At 63.3% G+C, this 23,457-nt stretch carries 24 protein-coding genes; 6 read left to right on the forward strand and 18 right to left on the reverse strand.

Going from position 1 to position 23,457, the window contains the following annotated elements; translation table 11 throughout:
• Positions 1-10 precede the first annotated feature (10 nt).
• The 6 genes from DBZ32_RS09010 to soxX all read right to left on the reverse strand — a co-directional run bounded on the left by DBZ32_RS09010 (position 11) and on the right by soxX (position 5,117).
• Positions 11-757, reverse strand: a complete 747-nt coding sequence (locus DBZ32_RS09010; protein ID WP_119166791.1) for a cytochrome c biogenesis CcdA family protein — start codon at positions 755-757, stop codon at positions 11-13.
• A 31-nt stretch (positions 758-788) separates the two neighbouring features.
• Positions 789-2,474: a thiosulfohydrolase SoxB gene (gene soxB, locus DBZ32_RS09015; protein ID WP_119166792.1), complete on the reverse strand. Its 1,686-nt coding sequence runs from the start codon at positions 2,472-2,474 to the stop codon at positions 789-791.
• Positions 2,475-2,727: 253 nt separating this feature from the next.
• Positions 2,728-3,588 carry a sulfur oxidation c-type cytochrome SoxA gene (gene soxA / locus DBZ32_RS09020; RefSeq protein WP_235830111.1) on the reverse strand — a complete coding sequence of 287 codons (861 nt, stop codon included), beginning with the start codon at positions 3,586-3,588 and terminating at the stop codon, positions 2,728-2,730.
• 119 nt (positions 3,589-3,707) lie between these two features.
• A complete protein-coding gene (gene soxZ / locus DBZ32_RS09025) occupies positions 3,708-4,040 on the reverse strand; it encodes a thiosulfate oxidation carrier complex protein SoxZ (RefSeq protein ID WP_119166793.1) in 333 nt (110 codons plus the stop codon).
• A gap of 18 nt (positions 4,041-4,058) precedes the next feature.
• Positions 4,059-4,541, reverse strand: a complete 483-nt coding sequence (soxY, locus tag DBZ32_RS09030) for a thiosulfate oxidation carrier protein SoxY (RefSeq protein WP_235830112.1) — start codon at positions 4,539-4,541, stop codon at positions 4,059-4,061.
• A 117-nt stretch (positions 4,542-4,658) separates the two neighbouring features.
• Positions 4,659-5,117, reverse strand: a complete 459-nt coding sequence (gene soxX / locus DBZ32_RS09035) for a sulfur oxidation c-type cytochrome SoxX (RefSeq protein ID WP_162906662.1) — start codon at positions 5,115-5,117, stop codon at positions 4,659-4,661.
• Between the two features lie 201 nt (positions 5,118-5,318).
• Here soxX and DBZ32_RS09040 point away from each other — a divergent pair, with 201 nt between their 5' ends.
• Both DBZ32_RS09040 and DBZ32_RS09045 read left to right on the forward strand, forming a co-directional pair.
• Positions 5,319-5,696, forward strand: coding sequence for a thioredoxin domain-containing protein (locus DBZ32_RS09040; RefSeq protein ID WP_119166794.1), 378 nt, complete (start codon positions 5,319-5,321; stop codon positions 5,694-5,696).
• 57 nt (positions 5,697-5,753) lie between these two features.
• Complete coding sequence (locus DBZ32_RS09045; RefSeq protein WP_119166795.1) at positions 5,754-6,266, forward strand: GlcG/HbpS family heme-binding protein; 513 nt, start codon at positions 5,754-5,756, stop codon at positions 6,264-6,266.
• 66 nt (positions 6,267-6,332) lie between these two features.
• Here the strand turns inward: DBZ32_RS09045 and hslO are convergent, their stop codons facing one another.
• From hslO to DBZ32_RS09070, 5 genes are all read right to left on the reverse strand, one after another.
• Entirely contained in the window at positions 6,333-7,358 is a 1,026-nt protein-coding gene (hslO, locus tag DBZ32_RS09050) for an Hsp33 family molecular chaperone HslO (RefSeq protein WP_235830113.1), read from the reverse strand.
• Entirely contained in the window at positions 7,343-8,275 is a 933-nt protein-coding gene (gene argF, locus DBZ32_RS09055; RefSeq protein WP_119166796.1) for an ornithine carbamoyltransferase, read from the reverse strand. Before argF ends, hslO begins: the two co-directional genes overlap by 16 nt.
• Positions 8,272-9,453 carry an aspartate aminotransferase family protein gene (locus DBZ32_RS09060; RefSeq protein ID WP_119166797.1) on the reverse strand — a complete coding sequence of 394 codons (1,182 nt, stop codon included), beginning with the start codon at positions 9,451-9,453 and terminating at the stop codon, positions 8,272-8,274. Before DBZ32_RS09060 ends, argF begins: the two co-directional genes overlap by 4 nt.
• Positions 9,454-9,616: 163 nt before the next feature.
• Positions 9,617-10,420, reverse strand: coding sequence for an ABC transporter permease (locus DBZ32_RS09065; protein ID WP_119166798.1), 804 nt, complete (start codon positions 10,418-10,420; stop codon positions 9,617-9,619).
• Between the two features lie 12 nt (positions 10,421-10,432).
• Positions 10,433-11,260, reverse strand: coding sequence for an ABC transporter permease (locus DBZ32_RS09070; protein ID WP_235830114.1), 828 nt, complete (start codon positions 11,258-11,260; stop codon positions 10,433-10,435).
• 137 nt (positions 11,261-11,397) lie between these two features.
• Between DBZ32_RS09070 and DBZ32_RS09075 the strand changes: the two genes are divergently transcribed.
• Complete coding sequence (locus DBZ32_RS09075; RefSeq protein WP_119166800.1) at positions 11,398-11,991, forward strand: regulatory protein RecX; 594 nt, start codon at positions 11,398-11,400, stop codon at positions 11,989-11,991.
• A gap of 133 nt (positions 11,992-12,124) precedes the next feature.
• On the opposite strand, the gene DBZ32_RS09080 is transcribed toward DBZ32_RS09075, so the two are convergent.
• The 7 genes from DBZ32_RS09080 to DBZ32_RS09110 form a co-directional block, all read right to left on the reverse strand.
• Positions 12,125-13,069, reverse strand: a complete 945-nt coding sequence (locus DBZ32_RS09080) for an MBL fold metallo-hydrolase (RefSeq protein ID WP_208539169.1) — start codon at positions 13,067-13,069, stop codon at positions 12,125-12,127.
• A gap of 437 nt (positions 13,070-13,506) precedes the next feature.
• The gene (locus DBZ32_RS09085; RefSeq protein ID WP_119166802.1) at positions 13,507-14,019 is read right to left on the reverse strand and encodes a pentapeptide repeat-containing protein; all 513 of its coding nucleotides are present in this window, start codon (positions 14,017-14,019) and stop codon (positions 13,507-13,509) included.
• Positions 14,020-14,119: 100 nt separating this feature from the next.
• Complete coding sequence (locus DBZ32_RS09090; protein WP_119166803.1) at positions 14,120-14,974, reverse strand: ABC transporter permease; 855 nt, start codon at positions 14,972-14,974, stop codon at positions 14,120-14,122.
• A complete protein-coding gene (locus tag DBZ32_RS09095; protein WP_119166804.1) occupies positions 14,967-15,734 on the reverse strand; it encodes an ABC transporter ATP-binding protein in 768 nt (255 codons plus the stop codon). The genes DBZ32_RS09090 and DBZ32_RS09095 overlap by 8 nt, the downstream gene beginning before the upstream one ends.
• A 48-nt stretch (positions 15,735-15,782) precedes the next feature.
• Positions 15,783-16,805 (reverse strand): ABC transporter substrate-binding protein, encoded by a 1,023-nt coding sequence (locus DBZ32_RS09100; protein WP_119166805.1) that lies wholly within the window; start codon positions 16,803-16,805, stop codon positions 15,783-15,785.
• Between the two features lie 154 nt (positions 16,806-16,959).
• Complete coding sequence (locus DBZ32_RS09105) at positions 16,960-18,708, reverse strand: chloride channel protein (RefSeq protein ID WP_119166806.1); 1,749 nt, start codon at positions 18,706-18,708, stop codon at positions 16,960-16,962.
• A gap of 165 nt (positions 18,709-18,873) precedes the next feature.
• Positions 18,874-19,788 carry a LysR family transcriptional regulator gene (locus DBZ32_RS09110; protein ID WP_119166807.1) on the reverse strand — a complete coding sequence of 305 codons (915 nt, stop codon included), beginning with the start codon at positions 19,786-19,788 and terminating at the stop codon, positions 18,874-18,876.
• A gap of 122 nt (positions 19,789-19,910) precedes the next feature.
• On the opposite strand from DBZ32_RS09110, the gene DBZ32_RS09115 reads away from it, so the two are divergent.
• The 3 genes from DBZ32_RS09115 to DBZ32_RS09125 all read left to right on the forward strand — a co-directional run bounded on the left by DBZ32_RS09115 (position 19,911) and on the right by DBZ32_RS09125 (position 23,437).
• Complete coding sequence (locus DBZ32_RS09115; protein ID WP_119166808.1) at positions 19,911-20,693, forward strand: aldo/keto reductase; 783 nt, start codon at positions 19,911-19,913, stop codon at positions 20,691-20,693.
• A gap of 33 nt (positions 20,694-20,726) precedes the next feature.
• Positions 20,727-21,749, forward strand: a complete 1,023-nt coding sequence (locus tag DBZ32_RS09120) for a hydroxypyruvate isomerase family protein (protein WP_119166809.1) — start codon at positions 20,727-20,729, stop codon at positions 21,747-21,749.
• 242 nt (positions 21,750-21,991) lie between these two features.
• On the forward strand, positions 21,992-23,437 hold the full coding sequence (locus DBZ32_RS09125; RefSeq protein ID WP_119166810.1) for a TrkH family potassium uptake protein: 1,446 nt from the start codon (positions 21,992-21,994) through the stop codon (positions 23,435-23,437).
• Positions 23,438-23,457: the final 20 nt, after the last annotated feature.

Raw genomic sequence — 23,457 nt, forward strand, 5'->3', positions numbered from 1 at the left:
AAGAGATTATCTAGAATTCCAGACGCTGGAAGACCTCGATCTCTTCGTACATCCACTCGCCGATTACGTTCATCGAGCCGGTCACGAACAGCAGGCCGGTGACGACGAGGAAGGCACCCATCGCCTTTTCCACCTTCGGCAAGTGACGCTTGAACCTCTGGAACCAACGCATGAATCGCTCGAGAAAGAGCGCGGCCAGGAGGAAGGGAATGCCGATGCCGGCAGCATAGGTACCAAGCAGACTCGCACCATAAAAGAGACTGTCGTTGGTGGCCGCGGTGGCGAGGACGGCAGAGAGAACAGGTCCCGCGCAGGGTGTCCAGCCGAAGGCGAAGGCCAGCCCGATCACGTAGGCGCCCAGCATCCCGGCGGGCTTGTCGCCAACCTGGAAGCGGGCCTCGCGGTACAGCAGCGAGATACGGAAGACTCCCAGGAAGTGCAGCCCCAGGACGATGATGATGACACCGGCAATCGGCGCCAGAATGTGGCTATAGCGGGCGATGAAGACGGAGATGGCGCTGGCGCCCAGTCCCATCAGCACGAAAACGGTCGAGAAACCGAGGACAAAGGCGATGGCAGTGACAAAGACCTTGCGCGCCACCCCCGGCTCGACGGTGGCGGTCCCGTCACCCGAGGCCTGGAGAGTCACGCCGGACAGGAAGGCGAGATAGGCAGGCACCAGCGGCAGCACACAGGGGCTCAGGAACGACAGCGCCCCGGCGCCCAGTGCACCCAGATAGGTAACCCCGAAATCCATGAGCGTCGTTCCGCCGGAGCTAAGCGGGAGGTCAGCCGATCACCTTGATCGACTCGTTGGGTTGCAGCCGCACCGCCCCCTGCTTTTCGATCCACTGGCTGACGACATCGTAGACCGGCGGTCCTTCCGTGCCCTCGTTCACGCTGGCCCAGCCAGTCACCACGTAGCTGCGATCCGGATCTATCGGACTGCCGTCCTTTAGCAGGGTCATATTGGAAATGCGCTGTCCGATCGGCTTGTGGATGTCGATCGTGTAGCCCATACCGCCGACGCGTACCATGTCGCCGCCCTGCTGGTAGTAGGGGTCCGGATTGAAAAGATTGTCGCCCACGTCTTCCAGGATCAGCTTCAGCATGTCACCGGTCATTTCCTGGCGATAGGCGGCCGGATAGGTGATCGATGTCATCGAGTAGACGTCGTCGACCGTGATGTCCTGGCCCGGCAGCAGCGTGGCACCCCAGCGGAAGCCCGGCGAGAGCGCAATCTCTGCGTCGCGCTCGTCCAGCAGGGCCTGACAGATCAAATCGTCGAAGGTGCCGTTGAAGTTGCCGCGCCGGTAAAGCAACTGGTCGGTCGTCCCCAAAACTCGATCGATCTCTCCGGCGAAGGGGGCCCTGATGTCCTGGACCAAGGCGGCCATTTCCGGATCCGGCTGGATTGCATCGGCCAGCACGGGGATCAGGCGATAGCGAAAGTCGGCGACGTGCCCGCCCTCCACCTTGAGATCGAGTCGGGAGAGAAACTTGCCGTGGCTGCCGGAGGCGACCAGCAGGGTGCTGCCCACCTGCTCGACCTGCGGCAGCGCATCGTGGGTATGGCCGGTCAGGATCACGTCGATGCCGGGAACGCGACCGGCCATCTTGCGATCTACGTCAAAGCCGTTGTGGCTCAGAAGCACCACGACCTCGGCACCTTCGGCGCGGGCGGTGCTGACGTGCTGTGCGACTTCCTCCTCGCGGATACCGAATGACCACTGCGGAATCTTGTACCGCGGGTTGGCGACCGGCGTGTAGGGGAAGGCCTGGCCGACCACAGCCACCTTGACGCCGCCACGCTCGAAGAAGGCCGTATTCTCGAAGACCGGCTCGTCCCAGTCGGTGTCGCGCACATTGCCGCAAAGGAAGGGGAAACCGAGCTCGGGAATCAGCTCCTCCACTCGTTCCTGGCCGTAGGTGAACTCCCAGTGCGCGGTCATGGCATCGCAACCGAGTTCCTGGAACACCTTCACCATATCGCTGCCCTGGGTCATCAGCGACGTGTAGGAGCCCTGCCAGGTATCGCCTCCGTCGAGGAAAAGCGTGTTGTCCGGCCGCTCGGCGCGGATCGCCTTGATCAAGGTCGCCAGCCGGTCGACCCCACCGACCTTGCCGTAGTCGCGGGCCAGCGCCACGAAGTCCTGATCGGACATGGTGTAGGCGCCGAGGCTGCCCGGCGTCAGGCCGTAATGTGCCAGAAAGTCTTTCCCGGTCAGATGCGGCGGTAGACCGGTCACTTCGCCCACGCCCAGATTGATCGAGGGTTCCCGGAAGTAGATCGGCTTGAGTTGTGCGTGCATGTCTGTGACGTGCAGCAAGGTGACCTGCCCAAGCGGGTCGAACTGCAGAAGCTCGTCCTGGCCGATACGTTGCTGAGCCGCCAAACGGCCAAGGCCGCCCTTGTTGCCGGTCAGAATTGCCGTGGCTGCCGCCACCGTCAGGAAATCGCGCCGTGAAAACATGAGGCTCACCCGCTGCCTGTTATGGGGTTTCGCACAGCTTCATCGCTGAAACGACGCCGACCGGTGTTTCGAAAGCCCGTCTCAATCACAACGTCCGTCTCGCGTATGACCATCTCAATGGCCGGACTCACTGGCCAGACTCGCGGACCGAGAACCGCTTTGGAGAACGGAAAGTCGGTGCTCGCCGGTTAGCTCGCCCAAGCACCGCTCGTGCCATCGTGCTGAGTGACCGGTGCCCGTCTATTGCAAACCTCTACTGGCGCACCGACGGCGCTTCCACCGGCAAACCCATGCCACGCCATGCCAAGTAGAGTTCGAGATTCACGTACTCATCGGATCCATTGGCAAAAGGAACCGAACGAACCTGACGGTTGCAGCCGCGGAAACGGCGATGCAGAGAGCCGATCTTCTGCCATTTCAGCCGATAGGTCGGGAAGCCGTTGCTATGTCCCTGGCTCAGCAGATCGGCACGGATGTACATCCCGTAGTTGGTTTCATGGCAGGTCGAGCAGGCCATGTCGAGTTGGCCCCGGCGCTCGTAGTAGAATTCCTTGCCCTTCTCAAAGAAGGGGGCAGCTTCGCCCTCGATCGACACATCGACCGGCATACCGAGCGACTGGTGGCGCACATAGGCGGTCATGCCCAGAAGTTCATCGGACTCCCACTTCCAAGGCTCCGCCTGCATGTTCTCGGTACGGCAGAGATTGATCCGCTGCTCCAGATTGATCAGCTTGCCCGAAGCCTCGTGATACTTGGGATAGGTTGCACCGACACCTTGCATGGTCTCGGTGGCATCCGTATGGCAGTCGGCACAAGCCTTGCCGGCCTGCCCATCGGCTGTCGACCACAGGTCTTCGGCCTGCTCCGTCCAGATGAAGGCCGGATTCATGAACTCATCGTCCTGCAGCTCACGGGTCTCCGGCGTACGGAAGTAGTAGCCGCTGATCAATTCGGACAAGGGACTGCCCTCCGGCGGCGGCACCGAATTGTAGCTCCCATCCCGATAAGGAATGCCGCTGTCCTGCGCGCTCGCCTCGCCGACAAATGCGGAGACAGCCGTGAGACCGGCTAAGCCACCGAGGGCAAAGGCCCTGCCAAAGGATCTGAAAATCACCCGTCTCTCCCCCTACCTATCGTTCTTCTTATTGCGACCGCTTCGGGTTCTCAGGCTACAGCCCCGCTGCTCGGCCAGCCGGGACTTCGACCGGCCGAGCAGCAGAACCTGAAACGACATCACGTAACGGCCAACTCCTGGCTGTGCGTGTAGATCTCGCCGTTATCGTCGTGCCAGATGAACTCCAGCTCGCCGCTCTCCTCTGCCGTGACATAGAAAGCGACATAGGGATTGGCCGAGATGGCCGGATGCAGGTCGACGGAGAAAACGATCTCACCGTTATACTTGCATTCGAACTTGTTGATGATCTGGCGGGGGATCAACTCGCCGGTTGCACGGTCCTTGCGCTGGCCCGACTCCATCTCATGCGAGATCAGGGTCTTGATCTCCATGACCTCGCCCGCACTCGCGGACTTCGGGGCCTTGACGCGGGGCTTGGGCTTCTTTGCCATCGGAACTCTCCTCCTTACTCAGCCGCCGCAGCCGCCGATGGTGACCTTAACCTCGGCCTGGGTCCGATAGACCTTGCCGTCCGACATCTCGGCGACCGCGACGATGTTCTGGGTCTGCGCCAGACGCATGCGGGTCGAGGCCTCGGCCAGACCGGACTTCGGCGAGAAGTGGAAGCTGACCACGTCCGGACGCGGATTGCCGTCAGCGAAGACGTGCAGGTGCCGGACATAGCTGTCGGGAGTCATGGGGCTGTCGATTGAGACACCCAGCGGGACGGTGTTTCCGTTCTCCGCGATCTGCGGCAGGTCGAGGCGAATAATCTCCGCCCCATCCTCTGCGGTTGCGTCGCCGATCAGCTTGCTCAGCGATTCTTCGACCATCGCCAGATCCGCCTTGGCAGGTCCGGCGGCGATCAAGGCCGCAGCCGCGGCGCTACCGGCTCCGACGGTAACGATGAAGTGGCGTCGGGTGATACCCGCCGCCGTCATCTGCTTGCTCATGCGTTGCAACTCCTCTTGCATCTCGCTTTGGCTGCTGTCCCGTGCCGCGTCTGCATCTTGCCGGCAGACTTCGGAAGCGTTCGCTCGAGACCCCTGTCTTCCTGGTCCCAGCCGCGGCTACTCCTTCAGTGTCTTCAAATAGGCCACGACGTCCTCCACCTGCTGAGCCGTGAGGATCGGCTTGCCCTCGAATTGTTCGGACACGCGGTGCTTTTCCCCGACGTCGTAGAAGGCCGGCATCATGCTGTAAGGATTCAACTCGTGAGAGTTCACCACCTGCATGCGCAGTTGGCCTTCGTCGAGGCGATCCCCGACACCGTCGAGCGGCGGTCCGACCTCACCGTGGAAGGCCTGTTCGGGGATCGGCATGGCGTGGCACGACAAGCAGTTACCGAGCTGCCGGTTGATGACAACGGCACGCCCGCGTTCACTGTCGCCGGGCTCGCTGGTCAGCGGTTCGGCAATGCTGAAATCGACGATTTCATAGGCAACCAACTCTTCGGCCACGGTTGCCGTCGCCACTACGGACAGAGTGACCACAACCGCAGCGGCGGTCGTCAACAGCTTCCAATCCAACAGGCGTCCTCCCCTGACTGACGCGATGCCAACATTTCAATCCCGGCTGTCGACCAGATCCTCTTCGCGATCTTGGTAGCAATCACCGGGCAGAACAACCACCAGCGACTGCATGCCTGGGTCGTTCGATGTTTTGTTGCGTCAATCGTACCGTCCTGGAACATTATATCAAGATCGAATGTGACTAAGGTCCCCAATAAGGTGTATCGCATCTTAGCTATCGGTTTGGTCTGGCTGGCCTTCGGACCCGCAGCATCCGCCTGGGCGCAGTCGGCCGTGGTCGAGCTCGTGATGTTCGAATCCGACGCCTGCCCCTTCTGCCAGCAGTGGAATGCGGAGATTGGCGGCATCTACGCCGAAACGCCGGAAGGTCGGGCGGCGCCACTGCGCCGGGTCGACCTGCATGAGAAACCGCCGGACGACCTTCGAAACATCCAGCGCAGCGTGATCTACACGCCAACCTTCGTGCTGTTGCGGCAAGGCGAGGAGATCGGTCGGATCGCCGGTTATCCCGGGGAGCATTTCTTCTGGCCGCTGCTGGACAATCTGCTGGACGAAGCCGGGGGATCGAAAAACTGACGGCGAGGTCGAACAGCCGCCGGTCGCAATAAGGATCGCAACAGAGAGGGAGAGCGAATGACCCGCATGTTTCTTGCTGCAGCCTTACTGGCCGCAGTCGCCGCAGCACCAATCGGTGCTGGGGACGCAAAGGCCGAAGACGAGGCACTGGTGACTTTCGAGGTCCTGACGCCTGAACTGGCCGGCGAGCTCGCCACCAATACGCTTTTGGCCTGCCGTGAAGAGGGCTTTCAGGTCGGCGTGGCGGTGGTGGACCGCTTCGGCGTTCTACAAGCCTTCCTGCGCGACCGCTTCGCCGGCCCACACACGCCGGACACGGCTACCCGCAAGGCTTGGACGACGGTCAGTTTCCGCGAGGACACCCTGGATTTGGTGGAGGCCACCGCCAGCGGTCCGCAGAGCGGCGCCCGCGACATCACCAACGCGCTGATGCTGGGCGGCGGCGTACAGATCCTGGTTCAGGGCAGGATGGTCGGTGCCGTCGGCGTCTCAGGTGCCCCGGGTGGGGCGGAAGATCATGCTTGTGCCGTGGCCGGGATCGCGTCGATCGAGAGCCAACTGCCCTTCTGAACCAAAGCCAACTGAAGGTTTCGGCGACGGACGAGAAGGTGCTCGGCAACCGCTTCTCGTCCGTCGCTAAGACTTGCGGACAGCCTCAGGATCGTCTTCCGCCGCTTGGCCGGCGTGCAGACGGTCAAGGGCCTCGTCGTCGAAACGGAAGTCGTAGGCGCAAAACTCGCAGGTCATGACGATCTCGCCTTCAACCTTGTATTCGTCGATGGCATCGCGGCCCAGGGAGCGCAGGATGTTCTCCACCTTGCTCAGCGAGCAACGGCAACCGACCGAGAGCGGGCGCGGACGAAAGACCCGAACGCCGTCTTCGTGGAACAGGCGATAGAGCAGCGTATTGGGCGGCAGCGCGGGGTCGAGCAGTTCCGCGCGGGTGCAACTCGCGGTCAAGATCAGGGCGCGATTCCAGTCCTCGCCGGAAATCTCCGGCAGGCCGTCATTCCCGGCCCGCGAGCCGCCGGTCTCGGGCACTCGTTCGATCAGAAGCGCGCTCGCCCGCCAGCCTGCCCCACCGAGCCGAGAGTCCGGCGGAGCGGCTGCCAGAAGAATCCCGGCGTTGATCTGCTGCGACTGACGAAAGTAGTGCAGCAGGCAGTCGGCGAGGCTCGGTCCCGAAAGCTCGACAAGCCCTTGATATCTCTGGGTATGCGGACCTTGGTCGACGGTAAAGGCCATATGGCCTTTACCCAGCCAGCGTCGTACATCCAGCGGCTCTTCCGCGTCGGCCACCGGCCCGAACTCTTCCTCCTGCCGCGCCACAGCCTCCGGGTCGAAACCGGCGTAGCCGCGCAGTTCGCCCGCACTGGTCATATCCGCCACCATCGTGCGGACCGGCCCCTCGCCCTTGAGCTGCAGAGTGAAGACGCCGTCGTACTTCAAGGTCGAAGCCAGCACGCCGGTCAGGGCCAGAAGTTCCGCCAGAAGCCGCGCGACCGGGCGCGGGTAGCCCGGGCGCGTCAGGATTGTGTCGACCGGAGCCCCCAGGCGCAGCAGACGCCCACGCACTCCGGATTGCTCGATAACGAAGGGCTGGACAAGGTCATCGACCGGGCCAGCCGGCCCGGCGGGATTGGGCACTAGGATTCCAGGCACCAGAGCAGAATACCCTTTTGCGCGTGCAAGCGGTTCTCGGCCTCGTCCCACACTACGGAACGCGGGCCGTCGATCACCTCGTCGGTAACCTCCTCGCCGCGATGGGCCGGCAGGCAATGCATAAAGATGGCCTCCGGTTTCGCCTTGTCCATAAGGCGCTGGTCGACCTGATAGGGTTTGAGCAGGTTGTGTCGGCGAATCGAGTCGCCGTTGTCGTCCCCCATCGAGACCCAGGTGTCGGTGACGACGCAGTCCGCCCCCTCCACAGCCTTCTCCACATCGGACGTGACAACGACCTGGCCGCCCGACTGCGCGCCGGCCCACTCCAGGACATCAGCGGGCGGTCTGAGCGCCTCAGGTGTTGCCAAACGCAGTTCGAAGTCGAAACGAGCGGCGGCATGCACCCAGGAGGCAGCCATGTTGTTGCCGTCGCCCGACCAGGCCACCACACGGCCGGCAATCGATCCGCAGTGCTCCTCGAAAGTCATGACGTCGGCCATCAACTGGCAGGGATGGGTCCGATCGGTCAAACCGTTGATCACCGGCACGCTGGCGTGGTCCGCAAGCTCCAGCAGCTTCTCCTCCTTGGTCGTGCGGATCATGATCGCGTCGACATAGCGGGAGAGGACGCGGGCGGTATCCGCGACGGTCTCGCCACGGCCGAGCTGCGTCCCGCTCGGCTCGAGCACGATCGGCTCCCCTCCCAACTGCCGAATGCCGACCTCGAACGACACGCGGGTGCGGGTCGAGGGTTTCTCGAAAATCATTGCCAAGGCCTTGCCGGCCAGCGGCTTGTCGGCTCCGGCGTCGCCGGCCTTGATCGCACGGCCGAGATCCAGAACCTCGCGCAAGGTGGCTGCGTCGAAACGGTCGAGGTCGAGGAAGTGCCGGGGAAGTTTGGACCCCATACCGCTCATGCTGCGACTGCCTGGGCCGAGGCCACGCTATCCAGAATGCGCAAAGCCTCCTCGACCTGAGTTTCCGAAATGATCAGCGGCGGCAAGAGCCGAATGATGTTTTCGGCAGCGCCCACCGTCAGCAAACCGGCCTCGCGCAAGCGCGCGATCACCTGAGGCGCCTCGCCCTGGCAGCGCAGCCCGAGCATCAGACCGGCCCCCCGAACCTCGACGAACACATGGGGGTAGCGCGCGACCAGATCGTTTAAGCGATGCCACAGCAAACGCGCGACGCGATCGACCTCCGCCAGAAACCCGGGCGCCGTGATCACGTCCAACACGGCATTGCCGCAAGCCATCGCCAATGGATTGCCTCCGAAGGTCGTGCCGTGCGTACCGGGCGCCAAACCCTTCGATGCTTCCTCCGTCGCCAGGACGGCTCCGACCGGAAAGCCGCCGCCGAGACCCTTGGCCAACAGCATGACGTCTGGGGCCGCGGCCTCGGCCCACTCATAGGCAAAGAGCTTCCCGGTCCGGCCCATGCCGCACTGGATCTCGTCGTAGATCAGCAGCAGGCCGAACTCGTCGCAGACATCACGCAGATCTTTTAGGAATTGCAGCGCCGCCGGACGGATGCCCCCCTCGCCTTGCAGCGGCTCGACCATGATTGCGGCCGTCTCGTCGGTAACAGCGCTGCGCAACTCGTTGAGATTGTTGAAGGCAACCGTCGTGAAGCCGTCGGCATGGGGGCCGAAACCCTCCATGTACTTCGGGTTGCCGGCGGCCGCGATACCGGTCAAGGAACGGCCATGGAAAGCACCCTGGCAGGTGATGATCCGATGCCGCTGAGGCTGGCCGATCACGTCGAAGTAGCGGCGCGTCAGCTTGACCGCCGCCTCGCAGGCCTCCAGGCCGGAGTTGCAGAAGAAGACCCGGTCGGCGAAGGAGGCCTCCGCCAGGCGAGCCGCAAGCCGCTCGCCGGCGGGAATGCGGAAGACATTGGAGCAGTGCCAGAGCTTACCCGCTTGCGCGGTCAGCGCCTCGACCAGATGCGGATGGGCGTGGCCGAGAGCGGTCACTGCGATGCCGCTGGCAAAGTCCAGGTATCGTCGGCCATCGGTCCCGATCAGGTAGGCCCCCTCGCCATACTCGAAGGCGAGGTCGGCGCGGGCGTAAGTATTCATCAATGCGTCGGTCATCGCGCCCCTCCTCTCACTCGGGACCGGAGGCCCACCGCGGGCCCCTTCGGAAGGGCGGGACAGTGCGGCGCAGCGGATCGGGTGTCAACCGGAAGCCAGAGGATACGGCGGTTGCGCAGGCGACATGGCGGGATCGCGACGGAATGGGCCAGACAATAAAAACCTACGGTCTGATCTTGTAGCCGCGGACGACCAGCCGCCAGGCGATCAGCCAGAACAGCGCCGCCAATGCGGTCAGGATCGCCAGGCCCCACTCGGGCGAGGTGTAGCTGTGCCCGATGACGGCGCCCCGTATCCCGTCGACGAGGTAAAAGACCGGATTGGCCTGGATGATCTGCTGGCCGAGCGGCGGCAAAGTCTCGATCGCGAAGAAAGTCCCGGAGAGCAAGCCGAGCGGCAGGATCAGAAAGGTCTCGACTGCGCTGTAGCGGTCCCACTTCTCCGCCCAGAGACCGGTAATGAACCCCAGAAGAGCGAAGAGAAGCGACCCCAGAAGGCCGTAGGCGAGCAGAAGCAGCGGGTCGGCGATCGGCAAGGCGACGAACAGGGACATAGCCGCCAGCACGGCAGCACCCGTGATCAGTCCGCCGGCAGCGGCAGCCAGCACGTAGCCGGCCACGAGTTCCGCCGGCGTCAGCGGCGCCATCAGCATGTCGCCGATGATACCTTCCAGCTTGTCGAAGATCAGGGGAAAGGCGGCATTCCCATAGGCGTTGAGGGACAGCGAGAAGGCTACGAGACCCGGCGCGACGAAGGCCGGCAGACTGACGCCTGGAACCGGCCCGCTGTCGCCGGACCAGGCGAAGACGAAGACAGCCAGGAACAGCAGGGCAGAGACCAATGTTCCGCCGATGCCTTCGGTGGCGAAGCGCAGAAACCGGGTAAAGCCGCGCAAGAACAGAGTCCAAAGCCCCCGGCTGTTGATCCCTGCAGCGAAGCTGCGGACACGTGGCGCCGGCAAGGACATCCTTCGAAAGTCCTAGGGCTTCAGTTTGTAACCGCGCGACAGCATCAGCCAGACCAGGCCGACGAGCAGCGCGTTCGCGCCGGCCACCACCGCCATTCCGGTCAGGATATCGCCATCGTTACGGCCCAGAAAACCGAAGCGGAATCCGTCGATCAGATAGAAGAACGGGTTGAGATGGGCGACGAACTGCCAGTTCTCGGGTAAGCGCGCCACCGAATAGAAGGTCCCGGACAGGAAAGACAGCGGCACGATCACAAAGTTGGTGAGGGCGGCGACATGGTCGAATTTCTCCGCCCAGATACCGCCGACCATCCCCAGCAGCGATAGCATGAGCGCGGCCGCCACACCATAGTAGAGCACGAACCCGAGATTGTGCAGCTGCAGCGGTATGAAGACCCACATCGCCAAAGCCGTTGTGACGCCGACCAGAAGACCGCGGGTCAGACCGCCGAGCGCGAAGCCCAAGGCCAGCTCGACGGTCGACAGAGGCGGCATCAGCACGTCGACGATGTTCCCCTGAATCTTGGACATCAGGATCGATGAGGAGGTATTGGCGAAGGCGTTCTGGATCATCGCCATCATGATCAGACCCGGTGCCAGGAACTCGGCGTAAGGAATGTCGCCGAACTTGAGATTGCCCCGCCCCAGAGCGAGCGTGAAGACCGCCAAGAACAGCAGCATGGTAATAATCGGCGCCAAAACGGTCTGGGTCAGCACGTTGACGAAACGCTTCACCTCCTTGAGATAAAGCGTCCAGAGGCCGACCCAGTTCACCGCACCGATGGCGCGCGGACGAGGTGCCGGCAGACTGACGGCTGGGTTTCGAGGCATTTCGGTCATGAGCCCGTGAGATAGCCGCCGAAGCGACGGCCGGCAAGCGTGACGATCGCACAACTGTGTTTCGGACGGATTGTGACGCCCCGCGAGGATGCGCATAACCACTGTTTCGGCGGTCGAGGCGTGGCAAGCTGGGGGTAATGAGTCCGGAGTCGAATAAGAGGCCGAACCGCGAGCGCCGCGCGCCGAAGAAGGCGACGGCGGCCTATCTGGAGCGCGCCGCGCTGTTCTATCTGGAGCGCTATGCCGCTTCGGCTGACAGTTTGCGACGGGTCCTGATGCGTAAAGTACACCGCTCGACCGAGGCCCACGGCAGCGACCCGGCAGAGGGCGCGGCGGCGGTCGAAGCCTTGATCGCCCGTTTCCTCAATGCCGGACTGCTCGATGACGGCCTCTACGCCCGCGGTCAGGCCGTAAGTCTCGGACGCCGTGGCAACTCCGAGCGCGCGATCCGCCTCAAGCTCCGGCAACGCGGCGTCGCGGAACCGGATATAGCGCAGGCGCTGACCGCACGTCGTGAAGAGAGCGACGATCCGGAGCTGGCCGCAGCGCTGGCCTATGCCCGCCGTCGCCGACTCGGTCCCTATCGCACCGACCCCACTGCCCGCACTGAGGCCCGCATGAAGGACCTGGCCGCACTGGCCCGACGCGGCTTCACGCCGGCGCTCTGCAAACGGGTGATCGATACTGATGATCTCGAAGAGTTGTGGGATGAAACGCGCGGCGGAGTCTAAATCGCGATCTGTAGCTCAGCCTCGGGACAACCATCAGGAGGAAGGCGCTAAGCGCCCAGTTGCAGCGCCCGAAACCGCTGCCGCTCGCCCGTTCTCTTCAACGAGAGGGCGGAAACATCCCTGTTTGCTGAACTCATTGACGATCCGCATAGTCCGGATTTGGCAACACCATGTCGGCAAAGCCCTCGAAACGCGCGAGTTGGAAGTGAACTCCCCGAATGTTTTCCTCAACCCAAGCGTCGAACTGCTTGAGAGCGCGGAACTCCGGGACGGCGGCCAATTTGCTTCGGACGACAGCCACTGCCTGGTCCATCGGCGTTCCATCAACGATCTGCTCCATCGTCGCATCGCGCAGAGTTTCGAGGTAATGGCGCAGAATCCGGGCGCCGTCCTTGCCGCCTAGATCGGCGTGACCGGGAGAGGCCAAACGCCAGTCCAAGGTGTCCAGTTCGTACAGTGATCGGATCGTTCCCTCGACGTCGTAGCGATTGAGTTCGCGAAACGGGAGCCGGCCGATCACCAGCCAATCGATAGCACTCAGGACTCCTTGATCCGGCACCATGAGAGAGATCGAGCCGTGCCCGTCGTTCGGGCCGTGATATCGAAGCTGTATGTCTCGTTCGCCGAGCCGAAGATTATAGCCCTCCTTGAAAGTCACGTCCGCGAGCCGCGTCGCAACCCGCGCCCTAACATGGCTCTCTCGAGCCAGTTCATGACTAACGTACTGTGGATCGTGATGCGCGAAGACCTCGCCGCCCGATGTGTGATCGGCATGATTGTGGCTGTAAATGACGAAGGCCACGCGCTTGCTGAACCTCCGGGCGATTTCCGCATCCAGCCAGCCGGAGAAGTCGGCGTTCAAGGTGTCAAAGACGATCAGACCGTCGTCGGTGTCCACGAGCAAGCCGTAATGCGTGCCGTTCTGCGTTCGGTAGATGCCTTCGGCGATTTCGATGATCTGCCGATCCTGCATCTGTGCCCGCGCCATCGCGGGCAGCATCGGCGCGACGGCAAGAGCCGCACCTCCGACAATGGCGGTTCGGCGGGAAACAATTCGCTCTGCTGACGCCTTTGTCATGACCATCCTGTTCCTTCGTATTCGTCTAACGGTCTCGCCCACGCGAGCTAAAGCCAGCGGCCAGCACCCTAGATGGTATGCGGCATGGCATTTGGCAGCATCGCGTTGGGTGTTTCCGGCAGGGTTAGGGACACGATACCGTGATGATCGCCGCGACCGATATCCGTTCACGGCGTCACTTCGGCGATGCGCTCTTTCGTAGGAGTATCTCGGCCGGCTTCGATCGACAGCACGATGGAAAAAATCGTACAGCCGGTGTTCCTTCTGCGGCATGTCGGCAAAGCATGACGCAACCATCTGCGGGTTTGTCGGCAAAGCGAAGCGACCGCAATTTCGATGAATTGCCTTTTACTGCCTGGCGTTCAGCTATTCCCGTCTTGCCGTTTGCAAAGCATAGACGGTTCCCGGCTGACGGTTAGACCAGCAACCTACGCCGCTTAATTGCAACGACCGACGGAACCTTCGCCGCAAACGCGCTGACCGTCGGTCCAGGTGGCGCCCGAAAGGTCGGCGCGAAAGAAGTCCGTGCCACCGGTTTGGGCGCCCGTGAGGTTCGCACCACGCAGAATGGTGCGCGTCAGACGGGTATTGCGCAAGTCGGCGTTCGAAAGATCGGCCCCACTGAGATCGGACTTGGTCAGATCTGCCTGCTGCAGATCGGCACCGGAGAAAACGGTATCGATCAAGCTCGCGTTGATAAACTTCGCACGATAACCATCGCTGCCCGAGAGGTCGGCATTGTCGAGCGTCGTGCGGAAGAAGCTACCGTCCCGCAAGCGGGCGCCCGCAAGATCGACCTCAGAGAGATCCAGGCCGTCGAAGTTGCAACGCTGCCAATTCACGCCCGGCGCCGGTGGGTCGGTGCAGCCGGCCAGAGCCGGCTCTGCGGGGAGAGCGGTGGCAAGAACGAAAGCAGCGGGGAGAACGGCGAGCAGGAAGCGAGACGTCATGGTCTGCAAGATGGGAGAGAATGTCCTCTAGGGCAATGCCTTAGAGTGCAGTCTGCGTGCGAGCCTCGCACGACCGGGCAATTGCGCTCGGGAGCCGTGATCAGCTGCGCCATGCCAGAAGACGCTGCTCCAGACGCCCAATCAACCAGCTGACCGTGACCCCCAAGACCGAAAGGATCGTCACACCTGCGAAAAGGCGCTCCAAGTCGTAGAGGGCGCCAGCCTCCAAGATGTAGGCGCCAACACCGAATTCGGCGCCGAGCATCTCGGCGGCCACCAACAGGATGATTGCGATCGCCAGCGAGACGCGCAGGCCCGAAAGAATTGCCGGCAAAGCCGCCGGCAGCACGATCTTTCGCACGATCGACCACCAGGTCAATCCAAAGCTTTGGCCCATGCGGATCAGGCTGCGGTCCACGTTGTCGACGCCACCGTAAGTGGCGACCACGGTTGGCGTGAAGGTGCCGAAGGCGATCAAGGCATACTTCGACGCCTCGTCGATACCGAACCAGATGACGAAGAGCGGCAGCAGCGCAATCTTGGGAATCGGGAAGATTGCGGCGACCAGAGGCACGAGCCCGGCGCGTGCCAGGCTGAACAGTCCGATCATGACGCCGACCGCGATGCCAGCGGCCGCACCCATCGCCCCGCCGACGATCAAGCGCTCCACCGACGGCAGAAGGTGTCTCCACAGAAGACCGCTCTGATAGAGCTCCACGAAGGTCCAGAAAACCGCCGAAGGGCTCGGCAGAACGAGGTTGGAGATCGCACCCGTGCGCGTTCCCACCTCGATTAGCGCGATCAGGACGACGAAGACGATCGGACCGACATAAAGTACGCGGCGCGGCGCGAAACCGCCGCCGCGAAAGGTCACGGGCCGGGCAGCCTCGAACTCGACCGCGGCGCGGCGCGTGGGATCGGCTTGAGCCTCGCCCGGATGTCCCGCATCAGGCATCGACCAGCTCCCGGTCTGCAGCCACCGCTTCGTCGCGCATCAACTGCCAGAGGTGGCGTTGGGTCTGCTCAAGCGCGGTATCGCCCGGGCTGCGTTCGCCGAGTGGCTGCTCGATCTCGACCACTTCGCGAATCCGGCCGGGACGACGCGACAGCACGACGACGCAATGGCCCAGCCGAACCGCCTCAGCAAGATTGTGAGTGACGTAGACGGCCGTGAAGGGTTGGCGTGTCCAGAGGCCGACCAGGTCGTCCATCAGCAGTTCTCGGGTTTGACTGTCGAGGGCGGAGAGTGGTTCGTCCATCAGCATCGCGGCCGGGTTGACCGCCAGCGCTCGGGCCAGGGCCACGCGCTGCTTCATGCCTCCCGAAAGCTGCTTCGGCAAGGCTTCTGCGAAATCCGACAGCCGGGTACGCGCCAGGACATCGGAGACGATCTCCCGCATCTGCGCGCCCGGCAGTCCATGGTCCTCCAGCACCAGACTCACGTTGCCTTCGACGCTGCGCCAGGGCAGCAGAGCGAAGTGCTGGAAGACATAGGTCAAGGGATTGAGCGACGCCGCCGGCGGTTCGCCGAATTGCAGCACCGCGCCATGATTGGGCCGCTCCAGCCCGCCGATAAAGCGCAGCAGCGTGGACTTGCCGCAACCGGAGGGGCCGACGAGACAGACCACGCGGCCCTGCGGGATCTGCAGCGTGATGTCCCGCAGGACCTCGGTCTCGCCGTAACTGTGGCTGATCCGGTCGAGATGCAGATCCATGTACAGCCTCTTGTTGCGCGCTCAGGCCAGGGGCTGGGCGGAATTTCCTCAGATCGAGGCGACGTAGGAGGGATCGACCAACTGGTCTATGGAGATATCGTCGCGCACCAAACCCTCGGCCTTGAACCAATCGAGCTGGTCGGTGACGGAGCCCATTTTCAAGGCCGCCCCGGGCGTCGTCCGCATGGCGCCGTTGCGGATCGACGGCGCCGCTTTCTCGTAAGGGCGATCCGTGTAGACGTAAGTGTGGATCAGCTTCACCATCTCTTCGGCTGCGGCCTCGTCGCCGCCCCGATCGACCAAGGCGGCGTTGAAATCGGCCGCCCCCCTCGAGAAAGCGGCCAGGAAAGCTTCGGTCTTCGCGCGCTCTTCGGCAGCGTTGTTGGCCGAGGTAAAGACCGTCGTGACCTGATAGTCGGGGAGGTAGTCCGCAACCCGGCCGATGGTCTGCACCGCCCCCGCGCCGGTTAGGGCCTTGGCGATATGGGGCACGATCGCCCAAGCATCGATCTGTCCGGACTTCAGAGCCCCAATGATGGCCGAAACCTTCTGTAAGGGTCTGAAACCGATCTCACCCGGGAACCCCTCGGCCACGGCGATCTTCGAGGCCATGTAATGGAACGAAGATCCGGCAGTGCTGATTCCGAAGGTCTTGCCCTTCAGGGCCGCGGGCGAGGTCAGGCCGGCATCGTGCGCTGCATTCGACGCCAGAATCATCTGACCGTCGATGCCGGCCTCTTCCTGCAACGCGCCGCCCACCACCTTGATGGCCCCTTTTTCCGCCAGGCTGATCAGCCCGCCCGTGATCGCCGTCACGCCGAAGTCGACATCGCCCGAGGCAATGGCCACGGCCATGGGCTGAGCGGCCTGAAAGAACTCGAACTCCACGTCGAGTCCGACGTCGGCGAAGTAACCGCGCTCGTAGGCGACGAAGCTGGGTGCATGGCTGGTGAAGCGCAGTGCCCCGACTTTCACCGTTTCACGCGCGAGAGCCGGTGCTCCGAAGCTGCCGACGGCCGCGGCAGCGGCCAGAGTTCCGAGTGCCTGGCGGCGGGTCAGGGCGATCGTCATCTCATGTCCTCCCATGGGTGCGCGCATTTCTTCTCGACCCGATCCGACCGGGCGAGTTTGCGTGAGCGGCTTTCCTTCCCCATCGCTGGCCCAGGTCGAGGAGTCAAGCCCAAGCAGCTCTTGGTGCTCCTTGTCCGGCGGGAAAGGTGCGCCTTCACCTCTCACCGCGCTCCTCGGCGCGGGCCTGAGCCAGGGTACGTTGGTAGGCAGCCATCACCTCGTGTTCATGCACGAGGCCGAGCAGACGCCGATCCTGGCGGCTATCGACCACGGCAATGTGCGCCTCGCCGGACCCGACGAAGACACGAACGGCCGTCTGCAGGTCCTCCTCGGCCGTAAGCAGCGGTGCGTTGCGGGCCAGCTTGGCCGCGGTCAGTTCAGCATGCGCCTCGCCGTCGAAAACCACGGCCGCAATATCGGTGAAGGTGATCACGCCGAGCAGCGCGCCCTCGCCGTCCACCACCAGCAGTTCGCTACAAGGTGCACGCGCCAGTTCCCTTTTGATCTCCTCCAAGGGAGCGTCCGGAGCCACGGCGGCATAGGAGCGGTCGAGCAGAGAGCGAACCTTGGTCTGAGCCAGAAGGGTCGCCTCTTGACCTTGGCCGATGTCGATGCCGCGTTGAGCCAGCTGCCACTGGAAGAAGGAGCACCCGAAGGCGCCCTTGACCACCACGCTTGCGATCGCCGTCGCGACCATTAGCGCAATAGTGATCTCGTAGTCGCCGGTCAGCTCGAAGGCCATCAGAATGGTCGAGATCGGGGCCCCCAGCACAGCACCGGCCACCGCCCCCATGCCGACGATGGTGTAGGCGCCGTGATCGCTCGCCAAATGGGGAAAGACACCGGCCGCGATCAGGCCGAAGGCGCCGCCCGTCATCGCACCGACGAACAGCGAGGGCGAGAAGACGCCGCCGCCGAACCCTCCGCCGAGGGAAATCGCGGTGGCCGCTATTTTCGCGACGGCTAGGGCGATGAGCAGCTCCAGCGCGTACTGCTGGCCAAGGGCCTTGTCGGTCGCCTCGTAGCCCACGCCCAGCACTTGCGGGAAGATCAGCGCCATCAGGCCGACCAACAGACCCGCCACGGCCGGGCGGATCCAGACCGGCCCCGGCAGACGCGCGAAGCCCTTCTGACTGACCGCCACGGATTGGATGAAGACGATTGCCACCACCGCGGCCACGGCCCCCAGGAGAGCGAAGGCCGGAAACTCCCAGAAGGACACGATCTGAAACTGCTCATCGAGCACGAAGGCCGGGTAGTCACCGAAGTGCATGCGACTGACGAGCGTGCCGACCACACCGGCAATGACGATCGGGGCGAAGGCCGAGAGCGCGTAGTGGCCGACCACCACCTCCAGGGCGAAGAAAACCCCGGCGATCGGTGCGTTGAACGAGGCAGCCACCGCGGCGGCGACGCCACAGCCGAGCAGCGTGCGTGTCAGGCGACGACCGAGATGAAAGCGCAGAGCCAGCCAGGATCCCAGGGCGGCGCCCAGATGCACCACCGGCCCTTCCCGGCCGACCGAGGCACCGCATCCAATCGAGGCAGCCGAAGCGGCCGCGGCCCGCAGCCCCGTGCCAAGGGACATACGCCCACCATAGAGCGCCGTCGCCTCCATCACGTTTGCAACGCCCTGGGGCTGGCCGTTCGGCAGAAAACGGTGGAGGAAGAAACCGACCAGCAAACCGCCGAGACTTGGAACCAAGAGCAGCAGCCACCAGTCCAGATCTTCGGCATGGCTGGCCAGAGCTTCGCCTGCATAGCCGAAACCCAACCACTGCACGGCGTCAATGGCATAGCGAAATCCGATAGCCGCACCGCCACCGGCGGCGCCGATCAGCACCGCCATGATCGAGAGCACGACCTGGTCGCTCCGACCGAACCGACGGAGCGATGCCAGCATACGACGGCGATCGGATAAAACACGCGCGAGGGTCATAGCGTTTCGGCGCCGGCGAAAGGCTCTTGCCACCCGACGCCCCTACTGAGGATCGACTCCGCACCACTGTAGTCGCGACGCTTGGCCGAAGTCCAAAATCACAGCACGGACCCGGTCTGGCCTGCTGCCCTAGCTCGTCGCGATCCCGGCGATCGCCGCCACCGCCGCGGCGGTATGCTCAAGGAAGAGCTGCAACCGGCGTGTCTGCCGGCGCATCGGCCGATAGGCCGCGTTGATCGTCAAGGCGGGCGCCCGCCAAGCGGGCAGCAGGTCGAGCAATGCCCCGCTCTCCAGATCCGCTTCGACGAGCCATCGCGGCAGGACCGCATAGCCAAGCCCCATGCGCACCGCACTGTAGGCCGCAAAAATGTTGTCGGTGGACAGGGCGATACGCGCGGCAAGCGTTACGGTTTCGCCGTCCCGGCTCGAAAGGGGAATGCGCCCTGCTTCGAAGGGCTCGAGGGCGGCGCAGGGTAGTTCGCTCAAGTCCGACGGCCTTTGGAGCCTGAGGCCGCCAGCCAAGCTTGGCGAGGCGACGAGCATCCGCTCGACCTGACCCAGGGGGCGCACAACCAGGCTCTCGTCCGGAACCCGGCCGATCTTGATCCAGAGGTCGCATCCGATCTCGGCGAAGCGGATCGGGCCGTCCTGCAGAAGCCAGGTAATGGAAAGTCCGAGATTGGCCTGCTGGAATCGTAGCATGGCTTCGGCAAGATGGAGCTGACCGAGCGCGACGGGAGCGACGACCTTGAGCCTTCCGTGGAGCCCCGTCCCGGTCTCCGTGTAGCGCTCCGCCAGCGCGTCCCATCCGTCCAACAGACCACGGGCCTCGATCAGGCAGTCCTCGCCAACCTCGGTGAGAGACAGGGCATGGGTGGTGCGATGGATCAGAGTTGCACCCAGCCGGCGTTCCAATTCGGCGAGTTGGCGGCTTGCAGAGGCTTGCGAGAGGCTCAGGTCCCGCGCCGCGGCGCTGATCGAACCGCGCTCGGCGATACGCGTGAAGGTCGCCAGCAACGCGAGTCGGTCGAGACTCTTACTCATACGTCACGCGTATAACTAAAAGTCATATTACCTGTCTACAGAAAGAACTGCGCTTCGATCATCTTGCTCCCCACAGACAGTGCACGCCGCAAGGCGCGGCACAGAACGAGAGGAGACAGGCCATGTCACACCCCATCGAAACCCAACGCCGTTTCGTCCTCGGTGGCGACCTTGCCGTCCACCGCCTCGGCTACGGCGCCATGCGGTTAACGGGACAGCCCGGCAACTACGGCCCCTATGAGGACTGGGAGGCCGGTCTCGAACTGCTGCGCCATGCCGCCGATCTCGGCGTCGACTTCTTCGATAGCGCTTGGGCCTACGGCCCCGAGACCGCCGACCGAATCCTCGGCGAGGCCCTGGACGGGCGAGACCTTTTGCTGGCCACGAAAGGCGGGGTCGACAAGCCGGAGCCGGGTCGCATCCTGATCGACGGCTCGCGCGATAGGCTTCTGCGACAGATCGACAGAGCGCTGATCAATCTTCGCCGCGACTCGATCGATCTGTTCCAGCTCCATCGGGTCGATCCGCAGACACCGATCGAGGTCTCGGTTGCGGCACTGGCAGAGGCCCGGACCGACGGCCGTATCCGCCACATCGGCCTTTCCAACGTGACACGTGAGGAGTTGGATCGTGCGCTGGCCGTTACACCCATCGCCAGCGTGCAAAATCGTCTCAACATGGCCGAGACGGCGCAGTCCGATCTGGTCGACTACACGGCCGAGAAAGGGATCGCCTTCATCCCCTATGGTCCACTCGGCGCAAATCCGATGCAACAGGGCGCCAAGCTCGAGCCTGGCGCCGCCCTCGCCTGGCTTCTGAAGCGCTCACCCAACATCATCGTCATCCCCGGCACGACCTCCATTGCGCATCTGGAGGAGAACCTCCGTGCCTGGGATCGGGTCTAGCATACGGCGCCGCACGAACGAGGAGAAACGGGCATGTTCACGACGTCCCAAAGGGCTACCGCGACAACGGATCTGGAGCCCAGCCGCGCAACCCGCCCAGACCTGCGCATTACCCGCCGAACCTTCTTGACAACGGCCGCAGCGGCCACAGCGGCTGGAAGTCTTTCCTCCAAAAACTCTGTTTCGGCAGTACGGGCGGACACGGTTTCCAGGAGATTCTCGCTGCATTTCGCGCCGCATCTCGGGCTTCTTTCGCCGGACACCGGTCTATTCCGTCACCATGCCGGCCCGGATCCCGTCGACCAGATAAAGTTCATGGCAGACCAGGGTTTCACTGCCATGGAAGACAACTGGATGAAGGCCCGCGACCTTGACATGCAAATGCGCATCGGCGCCGAACTGCGACGTCTCGACATGAGAACGGGCGTCATCGTCAATACGATGCGATACGCAGAACCCACCTTCGTTTTGGACGATGCAAACGAGCGCGAGCGACTCATGCAGGAAGTGCGGGAGACGGCCAAGGTCGCGCGGCGCGTCGGAGCGACCTACGTGACCACCCTTTCGGGTACGGCGCACCCCTGGCTTCCCCGCGACTACCAGACGGTCAATATGATCGAAAATCTGAAGTGGGCCGGCGACGTGGCAGCCCAAGAGGGCCTCATACTTGCCGTCGAACCTATCAATCTCAAGGGTTGGCCCGGCACATTCCTCACCGACGTTCCACACGGCAACCTCATCGTGAAGGCCGTCGATATGCCGTCGGTCAAGCTGCTCTTCGACTTCTGGCATCAGCAGATTCATGGCGGAGATCTGATCGAAAATCTCGAACAGTCTTGGGATCAGATCGGTTACTTTCAGCTTGCCGACAATCCCGGGCGCGTCGAACCCGGCCTCGGCGAGATTAACTACACCCCGATTATCAAGCGTATCGCCGACAAGGGTTTCGACGGAGTCATCGGTATGGAATTCGACAGCTCCAAACCTGGCCGCGACGGCGAACGATCCGTTATCGACGCCATGCTTGCGATTGACCCAGCCAACGGGGCAGGTTGAATTCAACCTGCCACAACTCAAACCGGAGAGCCGATCAGCGGTTCGCCTCCAGGCAGCACCGCCGCTCTGACGGAGAGTCGCCCTTCGCTTGACGGTTTCTCTCACTTCATCTTTCGGCGAGAGCAGATCTGCGTAATGGTGCGGAACCGAGGTGGTTCCGTACCACCGTAATCCGGTCTAGCCTCGGGCCGACCGCTCCCGACGGGTGCATTCGCATCCTGCCAAGGGTTCCCGCCACGCCTATGCTCGATCTACGCCCGGTTCTCTTCGTCGTCGGACTGCTGCTGTCGGTGTTGGCAGTCGCCATGATCGTGCCGGCCCTGGTCGACCTGGTTGCCGGACATCCCGACTGGCAGGTCTTCGCGGCCAGCTTCGCCGTGACGCTGTTCGTCGGCGTCGCACTGATGCTGACCACGCGCGCCGGCTGGAGCCGTTTCACCCTGCGCCAAGGCTTTCTGATGACCACCTTGGCCTGGCTGGTTACGGCGACCTTCGGCGCGCTTCCCTTCGCCTTTTCCGAGCTTCAGCTTGGCTTCACCGATGCCTTCTTCGAATCGATGTCCGGGGTGACCACCACAGGCGCGACGGTGATCGTCGGCCTGGACCAGGCACCGCCGGGCATTCTGCTATGGCGCGCCATTCTGCAGTGGCTCGGCGGCATCGGTATCATCGTCATGGCAGTCGCGGTGCTGCCGATGCTGCAGGTCGGCGGTATGCAGCTCTTTCGCGTCGAGGCCTTCGATACCGACAAGGTCATGCCGCGTGCCGCCGCGATCGCCGGCGGCATCGGGCTGGTCTACATCGCCATGACCGCGATTGCCGCCATGATTCTGGCCTATCTGGGGATGGGAGCCTTCGACGCGGTCGCGCATGCCATGACATCGATCGCAACCGGCGGCTACTCGACGCGCGACGGATCCATCGGTCATTTCGACTCGGTGGCGATCGACTATGCCATCTGCGTCTTCATGATCCTCGGCAGTGTGCCCTTCGTGCTCTATCTGCGGGCTGTGCGCGGCGATCTTCTCGCTTTGTTGCGCGACACTCAGGTCCGCTGGATGCTGGCGATCCTGGCGGCCGCCATCACGATCCTCGTTATCGAACTGACGCGCAACGAGATCATGAACGCCGGCGACAGCCTGCGCTACGCGACCTTTAACGCCATTTCGATCATGACCGGTACCGGCTATGCGACGACCGCCTTCGATACCTGGGGCGGTTTCGCCATGAGCATGTTCTTCATGCTGATGTTCATCGGCGGCTGCGCCGGCTCCACCACCTGCGGCATCAAGATCTTTCGATTTCAGGTTTTGGGTGCGATCGCAGGAGCGCAGCTCAAGCGTTTGATGCAGCCGAACGGCGTCTTCATTCCCTACTACAACGGGCGGCCGATCCCCGAGGGCGTATCGATCTCAGTGATGAGCTTCTTCTTCTTCTTCGCCGCCACCTTCGGCCTGCTCTCCGTCGGACTGGGGTTGATCGGTTTGGATTTCGTGACGGCTCTGTCGGGCGCCGCTTCGGCCATCGCAAACGTCGGCCCTGGGCTGGGCGAGATCATCGGCCCGGCAGGCACCTACGCGCCCTTACCCGATGCCGCCAAGTGGCTGCTCTCGGCCGGCATGCTGCTCGGCCGCCTGGAGCTTTTCACCGTACTGGTGCTCTTCATGCCGCACTTCTGGCGCAGCTAGGCGGGACGGCGAAGACCGGC

The organism is Algihabitans albus, from assembly GCF_003572205.1.
GTDB classification, from domain to species: domain Bacteria; phylum Pseudomonadota; class Alphaproteobacteria; order Kiloniellales; family DSM-21159; genus Algihabitans; species Algihabitans albus.

Excerpts from the sequence above, each read along its gene's own strand:
- DBZ32_RS09010 (WP_119166791.1), bottom strand. The coding sequence starts at position 757 with ATGGATTTCGGGGTTACCTATCTGGGTGCACTGGGCGCCGGGGCGCTG.
- soxB (WP_119166792.1), bottom strand. The coding sequence starts at position 2,474 with ATGTTTTCACGGCGCGATTTCCTGACGGTGGCGGCAGCCACGGCAATT.
- soxZ (WP_119166793.1), bottom strand. The coding sequence starts at position 4,040 with ATGGCAAAGAAGCCCAAGCCCCGCGTCAAGGCCCCGAAGTCCGCGAGT.
- soxY (WP_235830112.1), bottom strand. The coding sequence starts at position 4,541 with ATGAGCAAGCAGATGACGGCGGCGGGTATCACCCGACGCCACTTCATC.
- DBZ32_RS09045 (WP_119166795.1), top strand. The coding sequence starts at position 5,754 with ATGACCCGCATGTTTCTTGCTGCAGCCTTACTGGCCGCAGTCGCCGCA.
- argF (WP_119166796.1), bottom strand. The coding sequence starts at position 8,275 with ATGAGCGGTATGGGGTCCAAACTTCCCCGGCACTTCCTCGACCTCGAC.
- DBZ32_RS09060 (WP_119166797.1), bottom strand. The coding sequence starts at position 9,453 with ATGACCGACGCATTGATGAATACTTACGCCCGCGCCGACCTCGCCTTC.
- DBZ32_RS09065 (WP_119166798.1), bottom strand. The coding sequence starts at position 10,420 with ATGTCCTTGCCGGCGCCACGTGTCCGCAGCTTCGCTGCAGGGATCAAC.
- DBZ32_RS09070 (WP_235830114.1), bottom strand. The coding sequence starts at position 11,260 with ATGACCGAAATGCCTCGAAACCCAGCCGTCAGTCTGCCGGCACCTCGT.
- DBZ32_RS09075 (WP_119166800.1), top strand. The coding sequence starts at position 11,398 with ATGAGTCCGGAGTCGAATAAGAGGCCGAACCGCGAGCGCCGCGCGCCG.
- DBZ32_RS09080 (WP_208539169.1), bottom strand. The coding sequence starts at position 13,069 with ATGACAAAGGCGTCAGCAGAGCGAATTGTTTCCCGCCGAACCGCCATT.
- DBZ32_RS09085 (WP_119166802.1), bottom strand. The coding sequence starts at position 14,019 with ATGACGTCTCGCTTCCTGCTCGCCGTTCTCCCCGCTGCTTTCGTTCTT.
- DBZ32_RS09090 (WP_119166803.1), bottom strand. The coding sequence starts at position 14,974 with ATGCCTGATGCGGGACATCCGGGCGAGGCTCAAGCCGATCCCACGCGC.
- DBZ32_RS09095 (WP_119166804.1), bottom strand. The coding sequence starts at position 15,734 with ATGGATCTGCATCTCGACCGGATCAGCCACAGTTACGGCGAGACCGAG.
- DBZ32_RS09100 (WP_119166805.1), bottom strand. The coding sequence starts at position 16,805 with ATGACGATCGCCCTGACCCGCCGCCAGGCACTCGGAACTCTGGCCGCT.
- DBZ32_RS09105 (WP_119166806.1), bottom strand. The coding sequence starts at position 18,708 with ATGCTGGCATCGCTCCGTCGGTTCGGTCGGAGCGACCAGGTCGTGCTC.
- DBZ32_RS09110 (WP_119166807.1), bottom strand. The coding sequence starts at position 19,788 with ATGAGTAAGAGTCTCGACCGACTCGCGTTGCTGGCGACCTTCACGCGT.
- DBZ32_RS09115 (WP_119166808.1), top strand. The coding sequence starts at position 19,911 with ATGTCACACCCCATCGAAACCCAACGCCGTTTCGTCCTCGGTGGCGAC.
- DBZ32_RS09120 (WP_119166809.1), top strand. The coding sequence starts at position 20,727 with ATGTTCACGACGTCCCAAAGGGCTACCGCGACAACGGATCTGGAGCCC.
- DBZ32_RS09125 (WP_119166810.1), top strand. The coding sequence starts at position 21,992 with ATGCTCGATCTACGCCCGGTTCTCTTCGTCGTCGGACTGCTGCTGTCG.